This is a genomic window from Pseudoalteromonas aliena SW19 (assembly GCF_014905615.1).
GTDB lineage: Bacteria > Pseudomonadota > Gammaproteobacteria > Enterobacterales > Alteromonadaceae > Pseudoalteromonas > Pseudoalteromonas aliena.
Map to the genome: position 1 here is coordinate 235,677 of NZ_AQGU01000025.1, position 17,587 is coordinate 253,263.

Genomic DNA, 17,587 nt, shown 5'->3' on the forward strand with positions numbered 1-17,587 from the left:
ATTATTCACAGTTTAGATTATTAATTCAAACCAAACGGATCATCGATGCTGTGGCTTGGTTGAGTGAACCACTGTGGGCCTTGGCTCGTCATGTAGAAATGATCTTCTAATCGAACACCAAATTCATCCGGCACAACCAGCATTGGTTCATTACTAAAGCACATACCTTCGCCAAGTGGTGTTTTATTACCACCGACCAAATATGGCCATTCATGGATATCTAAACCAATGCCGTGGCCTGTTCGATGAGGGCAGCCTGGCGTTTGATATTCAGGGCCTAAATCTTGTGACGCTAAGTAGCTACGCGCGGCAATATCAACATTTTCGCAAGGCTCTCCTATTTTAGCCGCTTCAAAAGCCGTAATTTGGGCCGCTTTTTCATACTCCCAAAATGTGCGTTGTCGTGGCGTTGCTTCACCAAAAACGTATGTACGGGTAATATCTGAAATATAGTCATGTACTTTGCAACCGGTATCGATGAGTACCATGTCGCCTTTTTTGAGGTGTTGAGGATCTTTTACGCCATGTGGAAAAGAGGTTGCTACACCAAATAAAACAATGCAAAAGTAGTTACCAGGTGCGCCTACCTTTTGATGAGCTTGTTTTATAAAGTCTTCAACTTCAACAGTGCTAATACCTTCATAAAGTATGCTCGCTGTTGCTTGGTGAACGGCTAATGTCATATCCATAGCGCGTTGCATGAGTGCCAGTTCATTGGCCGATTTGTGCATACGACAATGGGCCGTTACGGGTTGTGCATTAATTAAATTTAGTCCTGTTTGTGCTTTATTAATACCATCAAAAATAAAAAATTGTGCGCTTTCATCAATGCCAATAGTACCGCTTTGGTCTATACCCATTTCACAGAGCATATTTACAAATAAACTGTATGGGCTTTCATGTTCTTGCCAGCCACGGATCGGCCCTTCAATCACTTTAAAGCCGTTTAATGAACCAATCTCAAAATAAGGAGCTATATATTGTACCTCGCCTTTAGCTGGTAGAATTGCACCCACCATACGTTCACTAGCATACCAACGCATCCCCGTAAAATAAGTTAGGTTTGTGCCAGCATTGAGGTAAATGGCATCAATATTATTGGCCTGCATGTAATGCTGAGCTTTTTTAATGCGTTCTAGGTGCTCTTGTGGTTGAATAGGGGTTAAATCGCCAGTCATATTACTTAAACTGGCAAGTGCTTGTTCTTTGGTTTGGATACCAATACCTTTGGTTGTCATAATACTCTCCTCGTTAGTATGGTTATTGTGCTTGTGGTATCTGTGAACTGCAAGCTGCTTGAGTTTAAAATCGACTAATACAATAAGGTTTTAAATCAATTTTTGTGGGTCGTTTTAAACATAAACTAGTGATTAGCTCAGAGGTAATAGCACCTTGTGTTAAACCTAGATGTTGATGGCCAAAAGCAAAAAATAGATTAGGGTGGTAAGGTGCTTCACCTATTACTGGCAATGAATCCGGCAGTGATGGTCGACAGCCCATCCAAATGCTGCTCGGTTGTAACGGAGGTGCTGCATTTTTGAGCATTGCTTTGGCATTTGGTAACAATGCAAGTGCACGTTTGTTATTCATTTCGCGTTCTGTACCAGCAAACTCGACGGTGCCAGCTATGCGCAGTCCTTGACTCATAGGAGTCATGATAAAACTACGCTCCGCTGAAGCAACGGGCCTTGTTAATCCATAATTGCTTGCCAGCATGCAGTGATATCCTCGCTCAGTATCAAGTGGGACTTTATAACCAAATGGCACAATTAGAGGCTTACTCCATGCACCTGCTGCGATAACGACTTTATCAGCAGTAAATGTTTGCTCATTATTACCAAGGGTAAATATTTTCCCAGTTTGCTTTACACTGGTTATTTTTTGTTGACAAAAATTGCCACCTAAAGCACTAAATTGCGCAGCTAAATTTAAACAAAATAGATGCGGATCTACACTATGGGCTACATCCTTAAACAATAACGCATACGTTATTTTTTCTGATAAATTGGGCTCTAATACTTTTACTTCTTCAGCACTTAGTAATTCAACAGCGATGCCCTGATCTAGAAAGTTATTATAAATCGTATTAATTTGGTTAAGTGGTGTTACTTCAAATGTTAGTAAACTGCCTTTTTTAGTTAGCAAGTGTCCTAAGTTGAACTCATTTAGTAAGTTGTCGTATGCGATAATTGCACTCTCATTTAATGCTTTAAGTGCTAACGTGTTGGTTTTATATATTTTATTTCTCATATTTTTAGTGAATAACCAAAACCATGGCAGAGCTTGAATTAGATAACGCCAATCTATTCTTAATGGGCCTAATGGATTAAATAACATACCCGGTAATTTTTTTAATAATGATGAATGCGCGAGTGGAAAAACTTGCTCGGTAGCAAAGTGCCCAGCATTACCTTTTGAGCACCCCTGTGCTAACCCTTTGTCGTCATATAAAGTGACTGCAAAGCCAGCTCGCTGTAAGTTAAGTGCGCAGCAAATGCCAATAATCCCAGCACCAACCACAGCTATTTGTTGTTTTTTTTGAGCTGCCAAAATGTGTAACCTCACTTATACAATGTGCATTAAAACCTATAGGCTATTTTGTTTTAACTATTACTTAATAGTGTGAAATCTTAAAGTCACTTTAATTCTTTATTTTCAGTGCCTTATGATTGCTAATTAGGCTCATTGTAGAACCATACGAAGAGTAAATTAATAAAATGCTAAAATAGAATGTTGATTATTGTATACAATATACATACTATATCAAGTCTAAACATCAATCAGGTGGTTAAAATGACAGTAAATTGGCAAACAGTCTTTGTTGCAGCAAAGACTCAGTTCAATGCAGGTTACTCGATTAATTTTACAGCAGTAGCAAAAACGATCGATGAGCTTATTAATGAGTGTGCTCAGTGTATTATTGGATTGGGAACATTATGCAAGAAAGTAGCTGCCACTGCGTTTTATAACAAAGCGATGGCAAGCCGGGTTGACTTAATTAAATTAAAATTGGGCTAAGTTATGCGCAAAGGGACCTTTTTTTGTATTGACGGTCACACCTGTGGCAATCCAGTTAGGCTTATAACCAGTGGTCATCCACAATTGAGCGGTCTGACGATGAGTGATAAGCGCCAAGACTTTTTAAAAAATCACGATTGGATACGTCAATCTTTGATGTTTGAGCCTCGTGGCCACGATATGATGTCAGGAGGGTTTTTATATCCGCCAACCACAGAAGATGGCGATGCCGCTATTTTATTTGTGGAAACATCAGGGTGCTTACCCATGTGTGGGCACGGCACAATAGGCATTGTCACGTTTGCTTTAGAGCATGGTTTGCTTCATGCAAAAGTGCCGGGGACTCTGTTATTGGACACGCCAGCTGGGCGTGTTCAAATCAATTATGAAATGATTGATGGCAAAGTTCAGTGGGTAAAAATTTATAATGTTCCCGCTTACTTAGCACATCAGTCAATTGTCATTGAAGTGGATGAATTGGGTGAGCTTAATGTGGATATTGCCTATGGAGGTAACTTCTACATTATTGTTGAACCACAAGACAATTTTAAAGGCATTGAACATTTAACTGCTGGGCAAATTTTAAAGTATAGCCCACTGGTGCGAGATGCGATAAACGCGAAAATAAAGTGTACGCACCCGCTTGATCCAACGGTTCAAGGTGCAAGTCATGTTTTATGGACCGGCACACCAAAAAATGCCAATTCAAACGCAGCAAATGCTGTTTTTTATGGTGATAAAGCCATTGATCGGTCGCCATGTGGAACAGGTACAAGTGCCCGTATGGCACAACTATTTGCCAAGGGGCAATTGGCTCAAGGGCAAAGTTTCACTCATGAAAGCTATATCGGTAGCCAATTTATTGGTTGTATTGAAAAAGTAACCGAAATTGCAGGCATAACAGCTATTTTACCAAGTATTCAAGGTTGGTCTAAGGTGACGGGCACAAGCACGATCACAGTGGATGACGACGACCCATATGCATTTGGGTTTCAAGTAATTTAATCAGGAGCAAAGCATGACATTAACAGGACAAAGTTTAGTAGCAGGGCAATGGATCGGTGATTCAGCGAATGGTGAATTTAATGGATTTTCTCCAGCACGTAATGAATCACTGCCAACGCGCTTTTTTAATCTCAGTACCGAAGAGTTAGATGGTGCGACAGAAGCTGCGCAATCGGCATTTTATCAGTATCGTAAAACCAGTTTTACACAACGTGCTGATTTTTTAACGTGCATTGCAGAGCAAATCTTAGCACTTGGTGATGAGTTACTTGAGCAAACCCAGCAAGAGACCAACCTACCACTTGCACGTTTGCAAGGTGAGCGTATGCGCACTGTAAATCAACTTAAGGCTTTTGCCGATGCATTACGCAAAAACCCTGCATCAGCACTGGGTTTAAAAATAGTGGATGAGGCAGAAGCAACAAGAGCACCGCTACCAAAACCACATACAGAACTTAACTATTTACCGCTTGGACCAGTCGCTGTATTTGGTGCTTCTAATTTCCCATATGCTTTTTCAACACTTGGTGGCGATACGGCAGCAGCCCTTGCTGCGGGTTGCCCTGTGATTGTAAAAAATCATACGGCGCACCCAGGTACTGGCGAGTTGATGGCACGTGCGGCGCTTGCTGCTATTAAAAAGTGTGCGATGCCTTTAGGGGTATTTGCGATGGTGCAAAGTAAAGACTATGATATGTCGCATCAGCTAGTTGCTGCACCTGTAATAAAAGCAGTGGGGTTTACCGGATCATTTAATGTTGCCAACAAACTACTAGAAACGATTACGAAGCGTGAAGAGCCAATTCCATTTTATGGTGAATTAGGCAGTATTAACCCACAAGTTATTTTACCCAATAAGGCCATTGAGCACAGCAAAGAAATGGCACAGTCGCTTTGCCAGTCAATGTTGATGGGTAACGGGCAGTTTTGTACCAGCCCAGGGCTTTGGTTAGTGCCAACAGGATGTGATGAACTTGAAGCGCATATTACTGCGTTTATTAATGATGCACCATCAGACACCTTACTCACTCCAGGAATTGTAAAAACGTTTAAACACCAAGTAGAAGAGCGCAGCCAACTTGCACAGGTAAATGTGCTAGGTAAGGGGAAACTTGAGCACGCATTTCATGCCGATGCGCATGTATTTGCTTGTAATGCAGATGATTTTTTAACAACCCCTGCTTTGAATGAAGAAGTATTCGGTCCCGCAGCATTAATTGTGCGCTACGACAGTGAACACCAGCTGATGACGTTAATAAATCAACTTCAAGGGCAACTAACTGCCAGTATTCATGGTACTGAAGCTGATTTAAATAAAGCGGATAGTCTTATCGAAGCGCTACAATATAAAGTGGGCCGCTTGATAAAAAACCAAATGCCAACAGGCGTTGAAGTATGTGCTTCAATGAACCACGGTGGGCCATTCCCAAGCTCAACTGATGTACGAAGTACTTCTGTAGGAACAAATGCAATGTTGCGATTTATGAGACCCATTTGTTATCAGTCATAAAAAATAGATAGGGATGGAAATTTCTTTTGTCCCTATTTATGTTATCTTATAAGGCTTTAATGGCATTGTACCTTGGTTTATTAGCCTAGGTACGTATAATGTATGCTAAATGCAATTTATAGGAATATCATGGCTATTGAGCACAAAACCCGAACTCAGCTCGTTGCAGAAGCTATTCGCGCAAAGATCCTCTCCGGAGAAATTAAAGGAGGAGAGCCACTTCGCCAAGCGGCATTGGCTACGGAGCTAAATGTCAGCCGAATTCCTGTTCGAGAGGCATTATTACAGCTTGAGGCAGAAGGTTTGGTTAACTTTGAGGCGCACAAAGGGGCGACAGCAACAGAACTTTCAGCATCACAAATTGATGAAATTTTTGATATAAGGGCGTTACTTGAAGCTGAGCTACTAAGCCATTCAATAGGCGGTTTAACAGAACAAGATTTAATTGATGCGGAGCTCATTTTAACCGAGCTTGAAAGCGCTATGGATGCGGGGGACACCCATCTCGTAACGGGTGATTTAAATAGCCGCTTTCATGGTAAATTGTATTCACGCGCACAACGCCCACAAACCCTTGAACTTGTTGACATGTATAGTAAAAATTCAGAACGTTATGTACGTATGCATATTTTACTAGCGGGTGGCTTAACAACTGCGCCCGAAGAGCACCGCATATTGTTAGCTCACTGTCGTTCAAAAGATACTAAAAAAGCCTGTGATTTTTTGAAAAAACATATTTTGGGCGCAAAAAACGATATTAAAAAGTTACTACTCAAGTTAGAAGACGAAAAAAGTAGTCCTTCCACATAATAAATCTCGATGATACTTAGGGCGTGTTGATCTTTGTGGGTTGAAATTTGTTCAATCTAGGGGCGATTTAATCGCGGCGTGAGGTTTGTAACCTAGTGGCTCGGTAACTGCTCCTGCGTTACTCTAATGGCCTACATCCCTGTAAGAATAAGTAAAAACCGAGCAATAAAGAGTTAATTGCCCCTAGGTAGAACCCTTCGGGCAGCGCATGTTTGGCATTTATGCTGTGTTATCGCCTATTTATGGGGAGTAACCACATCACATAGGCTCTGCCTTGCTTAAATACCAAACACACTGCTGCAAAATTAATCACGAAAGGTCAACACTCCCTAGCATTATCGAATTAAAAATCAGTCTATTAAATCTAGGATCTCAAGTCTTTCTTTTGCTTTAATATATCGTGTACGGACGTCATCAATTTGCTGTTGAGTCAATTTCTTGCCTAAGGTGCGAAGCCCACCGTCAGCGTCATTATGATGGACTCCAAAAGCAAACTTGAGGTATTCCAAAAGTAACGGTTGTGCATCGAGATAAGATATGGAATTCATCGCCTGAGAAATTTTATTTGCTTCAGCCCACTCTCCATTATTCACATACTCTTGCATAGTTATACTCGCTTTAGGGAATACACAGCCCACACCTGTAATTCCGCCACAAGCTCCAGCAAGTCCCGCATGTACAGTTACGGTGTCAACACCCGCTAAGACTTTTAAATTTTTGTTATCTAGCATCATTGTTTCAATAACTGATACGTCTATTGTTGATATTTTAAGCGCTGTAACTTCAGGAAGAGCTGCAAGCTTTGTCAGGAGAGCCGTTGAGAGCGCATGGTAGCCGGCTGCGTCAGGATTGTTGTAAGGCATTATTGTTATGCCGGCCTCTTTTGCAGCGGCTGCAGCAAGCGCAAAGTACGCATACATTTCATTATCGCAAGGCGCTTCCTTCGTTTTTGGTGGCATCACCATAACGGTATCTACACCAACAGTCGCAAGCTCTGTAACTATTTTGTAAAGCTCTTCTTTCGTTTTTGCAGCTGCACCGCTGATCAATGGAACTTTGTATTCTTGAGCAACACTAGAAAGGGCTTTTAGTAAAGACAGGCGTTGCTCAGAACTGAGATAACTGTTTTCACCCAAAGTACCAGAGCCGACAAGCCCGCCCATTCTGGTTCCACCTTTTCCTTGAGCTTTTAAAATATTCGCAGCGTATTTTTTTGTTGTATCAAGGTCAATTTCAAGGGCTCCAGATTCAGATTCCTTCAGCCATGTAAATACCGCCGGCATAACCGTATTTCGCCAATCTTTACTGTTTTTTTTCATTATACTTCCTCTTATAAATACATATTGTATACATTATACAAATTGATTGTATCAGTTAAAATACTTTCGGCAAGGGTAAAAATAAAGTTAACATGCTAAAGCGCACAGTGGCAAAAGTCTGAGGCAGTAGCCTAAAAATTAGTATGGTTTATAGGTAGGTCATATAGCATTATAATCATGGGTTTTACTTGTGAGGTTAAAGAAAGCTTACTTATTTGCTTGCTCTTTGGGTTGATGAGCTTGTAAATCGTTTTTCACAACATCTCTTGTAATAACGCTTCTGCGTTATGGGCTACAAGGCTCAAAAAATAAAAAAGCATTGAGGCTATTTTTACATTTATTAAGAGTTGTTACTTAAATACTAATGGCTTTTCCTCTCTCTAGGGACGGTTTAATCGCGGCCCGAGGGTGGGCTAAGTAAAAACCGAGCAAAGCTTCCGCGTCCTGCTCACGCCCTTTACCTGCATCCATGTAGGCAACAAAGAGTCAATCGTCCCTAGAAGAACCCAAAGAGCAGCGCATGTTTGGCATTTATGCTGCGTTATCGCCTACTTATGGGGAATAACCACACACTATAGGCGCTGCCTTGCCCAAATACCAAACAGTTAGCTGCAAAATCAATCACGAAGGTCAACACGCCCTAGTTTTAATAAATATGAACAACCTTTCCATTTATCATTTTAAATAATATTGATAAGTCAATTGGCTTATTGCTTCACATTGTCAGAATTTTAATTCTGTTTAAATTAATGTATATTTAATATTGTATGCAATATGTAATAAGTGTATATTTTTATCGCCACTTGTTAGGTGGATAAAAAATCAATGGGAATAAAGGAACATTTTTATGTTTACATATAATAAAAAGCAAATAAATAAAATAGGTACAAACAACGGCTGGTGAAAACGATATGTCTGCTGATGCACTAGGAGGTGACTTTATCGAAAGAGGAGTACGTAGTCGTGAAGAAGATTCTTATACCACTTCATTAGCGTTTTATTTTAATTATTCAATGGCAAGCAACAGATAATCTAGTGCTTAATATGGGCTTGCGTTATAGCCAGTTTGAAAACACTGTTTGAGATGGTCGTGCCTTCGTTGAATGTCTCGTTAGGCGCGCGTATTGAGTTTTAATTTTCCCCTAAAAGGTTGTAAGTTGTTTGAATAATGTGGTTGGTTTTTAGGTAAGTTAACCCTTAAATTTTGATTAGCGGTAGTTATAATTGACACATTACAACCTTAATGCTGAACAGGAAACTGTTCGGCATTTTTATTGGCATATATAGATTAGTTAAAACTTTATTAAAAGTATGCTGTATGCAAAATTGGTTTGTTTCTACTATGGTACATGTCTTAATCGTGTGCTAATGCAATCAATGGTCAAATTGTACTTATACACCGACATTATTTAAATTGGAGTCTAAACATGAAAATAATAAATGCAGAACACATTGATGATGCTCTTAATTTTGAATCATTGCTAATTGCACTACAAAAAGGTTTTGCATCTAACTTTTGCATGCCTAAACGCAATGTATACGAGCTTGAGCCCACTAAGACAAATCGTGATGCCTTTGCTGTATTACCTGCGTGGAATGAACAAGTTATTGGTGTTAAGGCGTTTACTTATTTCCCTAGCAATACACACACAGAATATGACTCGTTATATTCCAAAATTATGTTGTTCTCACGGGATCATGGCGAGCCCTTAGCTTTGGTGGATGGCACGCGCATTACGCTGTGGCGCACCGCAGCCGTATCAGCCTTAGCGAGCCGGTATTTATCCAGAGAAAACAGCAATCACTTAGTTTTTTTTGGTAGTGGTAACTTAGCGTTATACATGGTCAAGGCACATTTAACGGTTCGTAATTTTACTCGGGTGACATTAATTGCACGTAATGTTGAAAAAGTAACGGCATTACAACATTCGCTTGAGCAGGCATTTCCTTATATCGATTTTGTTATGGGTAAAAGTACCGAGGAAGTTATTTTTAGCGCCGATGTGATCAGCTGTGCAACAGGGTCGCCAACGCCTTTATTTAACGGCGCATGGTTAAAACCGGGCACTCATGTTGATCTAATTGGTAATCATCATAGTGAGCAACGTGAATGCGACACGACAACGATTACCCGCAGTCATGTATACGTTGATAGCAGAGTAAATGTGCTAGGCGAGGCTGGCGAGGTGCTGCAACCCATTAAAGAAGGAGTGTTTAGAGCACACGATATTCGCGCTGAGTTATCCGATTTGGCAAAAGTAAATAGCTACGCCCGTTTTAATGAAACAGATATTACGGTATTCAAATCGGTAGGAACGGCGCTGAGCGATTTGATTGCAGCGAATAGCGTTTACCAATCATTAGAAGGTTAATATTTGATGACTAATATGCTATTAATTTTGAGTGTGTGTTTTATTGGTGCTGGTTTACTGCCATTTTTTAGATGGTTGAAATGTAAAATACGCAAACATCATTGGCGAGTATGTGAAATTAGCACAATTACGTCAGTGGTTAATACACGGGTATCACCTTTGGATCTCGTTCAACAGCAGTCAATGCTGGTTAGTTTTCGTTTTAATGGTGATATGCACAGTGTCGTGGTTGACTTAGATGAGCCCTTATTTAACTTATACAAACAAGGGCAGTCGTGTACATTGTTGGTTGATAAAGACAACCCATCGAGGGTCTATAAAAATGCGCTGCTTTGGCAGAACTTTGGTTCTATATGGCTTTTTGCAGGGTTGGCTTTACTTGGTCTAAGTCATTTCATTAACTAGCCTGAACTCTGTAAGGTAGATTTATTATTCAGAGCTTAGATCAATTAACAACAAGCGTTAATACTGCTTGTTGTTAATTGCCTTATAAATAGCATCACACAGTGCTTTAATACTTTCGTCATCACTTATATACGGTGGCATTAAATAAATTAGTTTACCAAAGGGACGTATCCATACGCCTTGCTTTACAAAATAAGCCTGAATTTTAGCAACATCAACATTCCCCGCAGCATCGTTGAGTTCAACAACACCTATTGCGCCTAAAATACGCACATTAGCAACCGCATCTAGTTCACTGCATTTATTAAGTTGTTGTAGTTGGGTATTAATTTGGTTTATTCGGTGTTTCCAGTTTTGCTCAAGTAACAAGTCAATGCTTGCACAGGCCGCTGCACAAGCAAGCGGATTACCCATAAAAGTAGGGCCATGCATTAGAACACCCGCTTCACCTTCGCTTATGCCAATGGCTATTTTATCGCTAGTTATAGTGGCCGATAGCGTCATCGAGCCGCCAGTTAATGCTTTACCAATACACATTATATCGGGCTCTATATTGGCGTGCTCTACAGCAAATAATTTACCTGTACGGCCAAAGCCTGTGGCAATTTCGTCACAAATTAGCAGTACATTATAGTGGGTGCATAATTTACGGACGCAGGCTAAATAATCAGGGTGATAAAAGTTCATACCCCCCGCGTTTTGTACAATAGGCTCAATTATAAAGGCGGCTACTTGGTTGTGGTTTGCTTTAAAGTATTCTTCAAGCTCTCGGGCTTCTGCTTGGTTAAATTTGCTTCCAAACTTACTTACTGGCGCGGGTACAAAAACATGCTCAGGTAAAAAGCCTCTATACAAACTATGCATTGAGTTAACGGGGTCACATACGCTCATAGCTGCAAAGGTGTCGCCATGGTAGCCCTTGTAAGGTGTCATTAGCTTTTGTTTTGTAGTAATACCTTGGCTTAACCAATATTGCAACGCCATTTTTATAGCCACTTCTACGCTAACTGATCCGCTGTCGGCTAAAAACACTCTAGTTAAACTAGGCGGCGTTATATTTACTATTTTTTTGCACAGCTCAACTGCGCTGTTATGCGTAATACCGCCAAACATAATGTGGCTCATATTATTAATTTGCTCAATCATGGCGTTATTTATAACCGGGTGGTTATAGCCATGTATTGCGCTCCACCACGAGGCCATCCCATCGATTAATTGCTCGCCAGTTTCAAGGTGAATAATATTGTGATTGGCATGTGTAACGGGGTATACCGGAATTGGCTTAGTCATAGATGTATATGGATGCCAAATGTGCTCACGATCAAAATCAAGGTCAATCGTATTCTTTTTAGTCATATGTAAACTTTATCTTGCTGGACTTCGTTGACAATGGTACTTCAACTCGTAGACTAAGCCAATATAACCGTCATGAAAAAAATAAGAGAGTATTATGGAACTTGCACCTGTTCGTCACGATTGGACCCACGCTGAAGTTAAAGCATTATTTGAAATGCCATTTAACGATTTACTGTTTAAAGCCGCATCGGTTCACCGTGCTAACTTCAACCCCAATGAAGTGCAAATTTCTACGTTGTTATCAATTAAAACAGGCGCTTGCCCAGAAGACTGTAAGTATTGCCCGCAATCTGGCCATTACCGAACAGATTTAGAACGTGAACGCTTAATAGAAGTAGAAAAAGTAGTAGAGCAAGCGCGCCTTGCAAAACAAAAAGGCGCGACGCGTTTTTGTATGGGGGCTGCATGGTCAGATCCAAAAGACAGAGATATGCCATACATTTCGCAAATGGTTAAAGAAGTAAAAGAGCTAGGGTTAGAGACCTGCATGACGCTGGGTAAACTCACAAACGAAAAAGCCCATGAACTTCGTGACGCAGGGCTTGATTACTACAATCACAACCTCGACACGTCACCTGAGTATTACGAGCAAATTATATCAACCCGTACTTTTCAAGATAGATTAAATACCATTGATCACGTCCGCGATGCCGGTATGAAAGTATGCTCGGGCGGAATAGTCGGTATGGGCGAGCAAGCAAGTGACCGCTTTGGACTACTTATGCAGCTAGCTAATTTGCCACAACAGCCAGAAAGCGTGCCTATTAATATGCTGGTTAAAGTAAAAGGCACACCGCTTGAAAACGCAGATGATTTAGATCATTTTGAATTTATACGTACCATAGCAACAGCGCGTATTATGATGCCACACAGTTATGTACGTTTATCGGCGGGGCGTAACGCAATGAACGAGCAAATGCAATCAATGTGCTTTTTTGCAGGCGCTAACTCAATATTTTATGGTGATAAGCTACTTACCACCGAAAACCCAGACGCTGATGCCGATATGAACCTAATTAAAAAACTAGGCATGAACCCAGAAAAACGTCACGACTATTCAGACGAAGCAGTTGAAGCCTCGCTTTCATCGCAAGTAGCCGACAAAGCAACCTCTGAATTGTTTTACGAAGCGTAGGCTTTTTTATATTTATGCCTTTTGATTTTATAAAAACGCATCTACAGGCTCGCCTGCAAGATGCACTGCTTCGTAAACGCCACGTAGTAGAGTATGCTACAGCGCGTACCATAACGGTTAATGACAAAACCTACCTTAATTTTGCCAGTAACGACTACTTAGGGTTTGGTGACGTGGTTGTTAACCTTAATGACTCCCACGCATTAGGGAGTCACAGCTCTGCATTAGTGACAGGTTATCAGGCGCAACAAAAAGCGCTTGAGCAATACTTATGCGAGCAATTTGGTTATGGCGCAGGCATGTTGTTTAACTCAGGGTTTAGTGCAAATAGCAGCGTAATTAAAGCGTTGTTTCAAGATAAAGCCGCTGCACAAAACAGCGCTATTTTTCAAGATAAGTTAAATCATGCAAGCTTGATTGACGGTGCTTTGCACTCTAACGCGGCTTTAGTGCGTTTTAATCATAACGAAATGAACCACCTACGTTCACGGCTCGAAAAATCAAAAGCGCAAAACAAGCTTATTATAAGCGAAGGCGTGTTTTCGATGGATGGCGATACCGCGCCTCTTAAAGAATTACTCGCACTTGCAAAACAGCACAACGCATGGCTAATGATTGACGACGCACACGGCTTTGGTGCATTAGGCAAAACAGGTTTAGGCAGTTGCGAAGTACTTTTAGAAGAGGGCATTACACTGCCAGATATATTAGTCATTACCTTTGGTAAATCAGTGGCTAGTAGTGGCGCGTGTGTATTAGGCAATAAACAGTTTATTGAATACATGCTGCAGTTTAATCGCGATTATACCTATTCAACCGCTATGTCGCCGCTAATGGCAAACCACACACTTGCGCGTATTAAAAGCATAAAAATAGCTGATGATAAGCGCGATAAGCTAAGTGCAAATATCGCATTATTTAAGCAACTCGCTAACACCCATAATATTGCAGTAATGGAGTCAAACACAGCCATACAACCCATTGTATTAGGCTGCGCTGAGCAAACGTTGCAAGCGGCAGATAAACTTAAACAACAGGGCATTTGGCTCACGGCTATTCGCCCACCCACGGTTGCACATAACACCTCACGTTTACGCATTACTTTAACCGCCGCACATACTGAGCAAGACATAACGCATTTAGTTAAGCATTTAGTAGGTGCAATAGCATGACTGCTCAGCCAGTATTAAAAACAGATTTAATGCAAACACGTAAAGTAAAACCGTGCCTAGTGAGTAGCGAGTTAAATAGAGAGTTAAATAAAGAGTTAACTAGCGAATTGGATAAAGAGCTAAGCAAGGAGCTTAAAAAGTCCACCCAAAGTAAGTTTTCAAAAGCAGCTGAGCATTATAACACCCATGCAAATGTACAAAAACACGCAGCGAGCGATCTATTTAAACTTATAAAACCAGGCTTTAATAAAAATAAGGTATGCGTTGATTTAGGCGCAGGCCCGCTTGTTAATACACATACCTTACAAAGCATGTTTTCAAGCGTTGTGGCAATAGATTTAAGTTTAAACATGCTGCAAAGTAGTGATTTAACCACAGCTAAAATATGCGCCGATATGGATAACTTACCGCTGCAAGCAAATAGTGTTGATGTTATTTACAGTAACTTTGCAGTGCAATGGTCTGCTAATTTTTCGGCTTTAATGCAATCACTTTATAGCATATTAAAACCAGGCGGGCAGGCGTACATAAGCACTGTGGTAGAGGGCTCACTTAATGAAATAAAAACAGCTTTTGCAGCGCTTGATTCAAACAGCCACATAAATACTTTTAATAGTGAATTGTATATAAACCAATCAGTCCAAAATACAGGGTTTACTATTAACAGCGCTAAAAAACGTATTTACACCGATGAATACACAACACCTTTAAAAGCGATTGCTTCAATTAAAGCTATAGGGGCAACTACGCAAAATCATACCAATACGCGCCAAGGGTTACTTACCAAATCGGCGCTTAAAAAAGTATGCAGTGCGTATCCGCTTATAAATAATAAAGCGTGTGTGTCTTATCATGTGGTGCTGTTATCATTAGAAAAACACTAAATAAGCCCAAAGACATTAAAGGCAACGCATGAAAGAATTTTTTATAACAGGCACCGACACCGATGCCGGAAAAACCCACGTTACCAGTTTGCTATTAAAGTTACTTGCCCAACATAAAAAACAAGCTATTGGTTTTAAACCCCTTGCTGCTGGCTGCGAAATGGCATTCGATCAGCTAGTAAACGCCGATGCTCTAATACTAATGGAAAGCGCAACAGTGAGCGCTAAATACGACGTAGTAAATCCGTTTGCGTTTGCACCCCCTATTGCGCCGCACATAGCCGCTGAGAAAGTTGGAGTTAGTATTACTGTAGATAAACTAAGTGATGCTTATAAAAACGTAAAACAACAGGGCGCTGACATTATCCTTACTGAAGGTGCGGGTGGTTGGGCATTACCTATTAATAAAAACGATTATTTATACGACTGGGTTAAAGCAGAGCAAATGCCGGTAATACTTGTTGTAGGCATGAAGCTAGGTTGCTTAAATCATGCGTTACTAACTGCTGCGCATATGCAAAGTATGGGTATAAACTGCGTTGGTTGGATTGCAAACCAAGTAGATAAAAATATGGACGAGTATCAAGCAAACCTTGATTCACTCAAAGCACGTTTACCGTTTCCAATACTTGCCATAAGCCCATACAGCGAGCAAACGCCTAAGTTACAAATATACAAAACCCTACTTAGTACGTTATCTATAAACATTTAAGCGGTTTTAAAATATTTACTTTTTTAGTAAATCTTGAAATAGTCAGCCTTAGTACACATATGAACATTTATAAATATAAAGCTTGCTCAAAGACAATGTTACCAAGGACACGACTAAATATATGACGCACCCATTTATTAAACGCTACGCCCCAAATTCGCACGTAAGTGCAGAGCCAAAAGCGCTAAATAATGGTTTACCTAAAAAACGCGTAGGCATAATAGGTGGGGGAACAGCGGGTGCGACTATAGCTATCAGGCTTGCTGCGTTAGGGTTAGAAACTTACGTATTTGAAAAGAAAAAGTCGTTAATTGATGGCCCGCCAATGTGCCATTTGCATTCAGGTGGCAACTTATATCGCGAAATACCCGACGACGACTGCATAGATTTACTCAAGCAATGTATAGATATTGCGCGCCTTTATCCTCATACCATCGATGTTCGCCCTACAGTATTTGCTGTCCCCAAGCGCGACGACGACTCACCGGAGGATTTATTTCCGCGTTTAGATAAATTAGTAAAAGCCTATAGCGAGCTTGTTGAGCAAGACAGCGCCAACAAAGTGTTAGGTGAGCCAGAGCATTATTATCAGTTATATAGCCGCGAGCAAATGCTAAAGCTTGCTAAGCAAAAACAAGTAGCCAAGCCTACGTCGTTAAATGAGTGGATGATACCCGTGGCTAAGCATTTAGATTTAGATAAGCTAAAGTTTCCGCTCATTGTTGCACAAGAATATGGTTGGAATATATTTCGTTTATCGGCCAGTGCTCAACTGGCCCTTGCACAGTACAAACACGCTCACGTTTTAACAAGCACTAATGTTAAAAATGTATCGCCAGTTATAAATACCAACAATGATAAGCGAATACTTAAGTGGCGCATTGAATACCAATCAGAGCCAAACCTTAATGAACAACCTGATTTGCAAGCCTGTACGCAAATAATTGAAGTAGATTACCTAATTAATGCGTGTGGTTTTCAAACCGGTATTATTGATGACTTGGTTGGGGTAGATGTAAAACGCATGGTTGAATTTAAAGCCTCTTACATTACTCATTGGCAAGGCGCTGGTGGGCAAATACCCGAAATAATTATTTACGGTAACCGTGGTACGCCAGAAGGTATGGCGCAGCTAACGCCTTACCCAAATGGATATTTTCAAATACACGGCATGACCAACGACATTACGCTATTTAATGATGGCTTAGCTGATGCAACACCAATGAGTGCTCAACCTAAACTCCCCGATAAATACCTGCACTATATTAAAGATGGGTGGGACAAAACAGCATTGCAAGCACGTACTCAAACAGCAATAGATTATGTAGCCGAGTTTGTACCCGCGTTTAAAACTGCTAACACACAAAATAATGCCTTGTTTGGCGGGCAACAAATCCCAGGTGATGACGACACTTTGCGCGTAGCCGATGTCAGTTTATATTCGCATATTAGTTATGCTCGGGCCGAAAATGTTAAAGCATCGTCAACGTTAATCGCTGCCGATCAAATAGTGTCTGAGTTTATAAAATTAGGAATAATAAGCAGCGATCCTGCTGTAAACCATCACCGCAGTTCCCACCAATGGTCGTATCTTAAACATAATAGCTGTGAAAATATTGGTGAAGTTGCGCGCATATTGGCAGGTGAACGTGGTTTTCCAATTGATATGGCAGAGCTAAATAACAGCTTGTAATAAACTGATTTATAAAGAAACTTCAGTCTTAAATTTGCTATAAAACCCTTCTTAAAAAAATTATCAATAAACACATAAATAACACTTGTGTTATGACATAGTTTGTCACAGAATAGCGCTAACGTTATGACATAGTGTGTCATAGCGTAGTGATTGCTTTAACCTAATTTATTTTAAGCGTTCGGTGATCAATATT

General features: G+C 40.5%; 15 protein-coding genes and 1 pseudogene. 12 read left to right on the forward strand and 4 right to left on the reverse strand.

The window, feature by feature from the left end; all coding sequences use genetic code 11:
• Positions 1-20 precede the first annotated feature (20 nt).
• Both PALI_RS06570 and PALI_RS06575 read right to left on the reverse strand, forming a co-directional pair.
• The gene (locus PALI_RS06570) at positions 21-1,238 is read right to left on the reverse strand and encodes a M24 family metallopeptidase (protein WP_193155324.1); all 1,218 of its coding nucleotides are present in this window, start codon (positions 1,236-1,238) and stop codon (positions 21-23) included.
• 64 nt (positions 1,239-1,302) lie between these two features.
• Complete coding sequence (locus PALI_RS06575; RefSeq protein ID WP_193155325.1) at positions 1,303-2,550, reverse strand: NAD(P)/FAD-dependent oxidoreductase; 1,248 nt, start codon at positions 2,548-2,550, stop codon at positions 1,303-1,305.
• Positions 2,551-2,793: 243 nt separating this feature from the next.
• Between PALI_RS06575 and PALI_RS06580 the strand changes: the two genes are divergently transcribed.
• From PALI_RS06580 to PALI_RS06595, 4 genes are all read left to right on the forward strand, one after another.
• A complete protein-coding gene (locus tag PALI_RS06580) occupies positions 2,794-3,018 on the forward strand; it encodes a hypothetical protein (protein ID WP_193155326.1) in 225 nt (74 codons plus the stop codon).
• A 3-nt stretch (positions 3,019-3,021) separates the two neighbouring features.
• A complete protein-coding gene (locus tag PALI_RS06585; protein ID WP_193155327.1) occupies positions 3,022-4,023 on the forward strand; it encodes a 4-hydroxyproline epimerase in 1,002 nt (333 codons plus the stop codon).
• Between the two features lie 13 nt (positions 4,024-4,036).
• Positions 4,037-5,533 carry an aldehyde dehydrogenase (NADP(+)) gene (locus PALI_RS06590; RefSeq protein WP_193155328.1) on the forward strand — a complete coding sequence of 499 codons (1,497 nt, stop codon included), beginning with the start codon at positions 4,037-4,039 and terminating at the stop codon, positions 5,531-5,533.
• Between the two features lie 129 nt (positions 5,534-5,662).
• A complete protein-coding gene (locus PALI_RS06595) occupies positions 5,663-6,343 on the forward strand; it encodes a GntR family transcriptional regulator (RefSeq protein WP_193155329.1) in 681 nt (226 codons plus the stop codon).
• 350 nt (positions 6,344-6,693) lie between these two features.
• On the opposite strand, the gene PALI_RS06600 is transcribed toward PALI_RS06595, so the two are convergent.
• On the reverse strand, positions 6,694-7,662 hold the full coding sequence (locus PALI_RS06600; protein WP_193155330.1) for a dihydrodipicolinate synthase family protein: 969 nt from the start codon (positions 7,660-7,662) through the stop codon (positions 6,694-6,696).
• Between the two features lie 893 nt (positions 7,663-8,555).
• On the opposite strand from PALI_RS06600, the pseudogene PALI_RS20040 reads away from it, so the two are divergent.
• The 3 genes and pseudogenes from PALI_RS20040 to PALI_RS06610 all read left to right on the forward strand — a co-directional run.
• Positions 8,556-8,742 (forward strand): annotated as a pseudogene (locus PALI_RS20040) (hypothetical protein); the annotation flags it as partial.
• A 347-nt stretch (positions 8,743-9,089) separates the two neighbouring features.
• Positions 9,090-10,034: a bifunctional Delta(1)-pyrroline-2-carboxylate/Delta(1)-piperideine-2-carboxylate reductase gene (lhpI, locus tag PALI_RS06605; RefSeq protein ID WP_193155331.1), complete on the forward strand. Its 945-nt coding sequence runs from the start codon at positions 9,090-9,092 to the stop codon at positions 10,032-10,034.
• 6 nt (positions 10,035-10,040) lie between these two features.
• Positions 10,041-10,439, forward strand: coding sequence for a hypothetical protein (locus PALI_RS06610; RefSeq protein WP_193155332.1), 399 nt, complete (start codon positions 10,041-10,043; stop codon positions 10,437-10,439).
• Between the two features lie 57 nt (positions 10,440-10,496).
• On the opposite strand, the gene bioA is transcribed toward PALI_RS06610, so the two are convergent.
• Positions 10,497-11,795: an adenosylmethionine--8-amino-7-oxononanoate transaminase gene (bioA, locus tag PALI_RS06615; protein ID WP_193155333.1), complete on the reverse strand. Its 1,299-nt coding sequence runs from the start codon at positions 11,793-11,795 to the stop codon at positions 10,497-10,499.
• Positions 11,796-11,889: 94 nt separating this feature from the next.
• Between bioA and bioB the strand changes: the two genes are divergently transcribed.
• The 5 genes from bioB to PALI_RS06640 all read left to right on the forward strand — a co-directional run bounded on the left by bioB (position 11,890) and on the right by PALI_RS06640 (position 17,391).
• Positions 11,890-12,930 carry a biotin synthase BioB gene (gene bioB, locus PALI_RS06620; protein ID WP_188160754.1) on the forward strand — a complete coding sequence of 347 codons (1,041 nt, stop codon included), beginning with the start codon at positions 11,890-11,892 and terminating at the stop codon, positions 12,928-12,930.
• Positions 12,931-12,944: 14 nt separating this feature from the next.
• Positions 12,945-14,102 carry an aminotransferase class I/II-fold pyridoxal phosphate-dependent enzyme gene (locus PALI_RS06625; protein WP_193155334.1) on the forward strand — a complete coding sequence of 386 codons (1,158 nt, stop codon included), beginning with the start codon at positions 12,945-12,947 and terminating at the stop codon, positions 14,100-14,102.
• Positions 14,099-14,986, forward strand: coding sequence for a methyltransferase domain-containing protein (locus PALI_RS06630; protein ID WP_193155335.1), 888 nt, complete (start codon positions 14,099-14,101; stop codon positions 14,984-14,986). Before PALI_RS06625 ends, PALI_RS06630 begins: the two co-directional genes overlap by 4 nt.
• Positions 14,987-15,014: 28 nt before the next feature.
• A complete protein-coding gene (gene bioD, locus PALI_RS06635) occupies positions 15,015-15,698 on the forward strand; it encodes a dethiobiotin synthase (protein ID WP_193155336.1) in 684 nt (227 codons plus the stop codon).
• Positions 15,699-15,819: 121 nt separating this feature from the next.
• Positions 15,820-17,391 (forward strand): FAD-dependent oxidoreductase, encoded by a 1,572-nt coding sequence (locus PALI_RS06640; RefSeq protein ID WP_193155337.1) that lies wholly within the window; start codon positions 15,820-15,822, stop codon positions 17,389-17,391.
• Positions 17,392-17,587 lie beyond the last annotated feature (196 nt).

Coding starts and splice junctions, on each gene's coding strand:
- PALI_RS06570 (WP_193155324.1), bottom strand. CDS start 1,238: ATGACAACCAAAGGTATTGGTATCCAAACCAAAGAACAAGCACTTGCC.
- PALI_RS06580 (WP_193155326.1), top strand. CDS start 2,794: ATGACAGTAAATTGGCAAACAGTCTTTGTTGCAGCAAAGACTCAGTTC.
- PALI_RS06585 (WP_193155327.1), top strand. CDS start 3,022: ATGCGCAAAGGGACCTTTTTTTGTATTGACGGTCACACCTGTGGCAAT.
- PALI_RS06590 (WP_193155328.1), top strand. CDS start 4,037: ATGACATTAACAGGACAAAGTTTAGTAGCAGGGCAATGGATCGGTGAT.
- PALI_RS06595 (WP_193155329.1), top strand. CDS start 5,663: ATGGCTATTGAGCACAAAACCCGAACTCAGCTCGTTGCAGAAGCTATT.
- PALI_RS06600 (WP_193155330.1), bottom strand. CDS start 7,662: ATGAAAAAAAACAGTAAAGATTGGCGAAATACGGTTATGCCGGCGGTA.
- lhpI (WP_193155331.1), top strand. CDS start 9,090: ATGAAAATAATAAATGCAGAACACATTGATGATGCTCTTAATTTTGAA.
- PALI_RS06610 (WP_193155332.1), top strand. CDS start 10,041: ATGACTAATATGCTATTAATTTTGAGTGTGTGTTTTATTGGTGCTGGT.
- bioA (WP_193155333.1), bottom strand. CDS start 11,795: ATGACTAAAAAGAATACGATTGACCTTGATTTTGATCGTGAGCACATT.
- bioB (WP_188160754.1), top strand. CDS start 11,890: ATGGAACTTGCACCTGTTCGTCACGATTGGACCCACGCTGAAGTTAAA.
- PALI_RS06625 (WP_193155334.1), top strand. CDS start 12,945: ATGCCTTTTGATTTTATAAAAACGCATCTACAGGCTCGCCTGCAAGAT.
- PALI_RS06630 (WP_193155335.1), top strand. CDS start 14,099: ATGACTGCTCAGCCAGTATTAAAAACAGATTTAATGCAAACACGTAAA.
- bioD (WP_193155336.1), top strand. CDS start 15,015: ATGAAAGAATTTTTTATAACAGGCACCGACACCGATGCCGGAAAAACC.
- PALI_RS06640 (WP_193155337.1), top strand. CDS start 15,820: ATGACGCACCCATTTATTAAACGCTACGCCCCAAATTCGCACGTAAGT.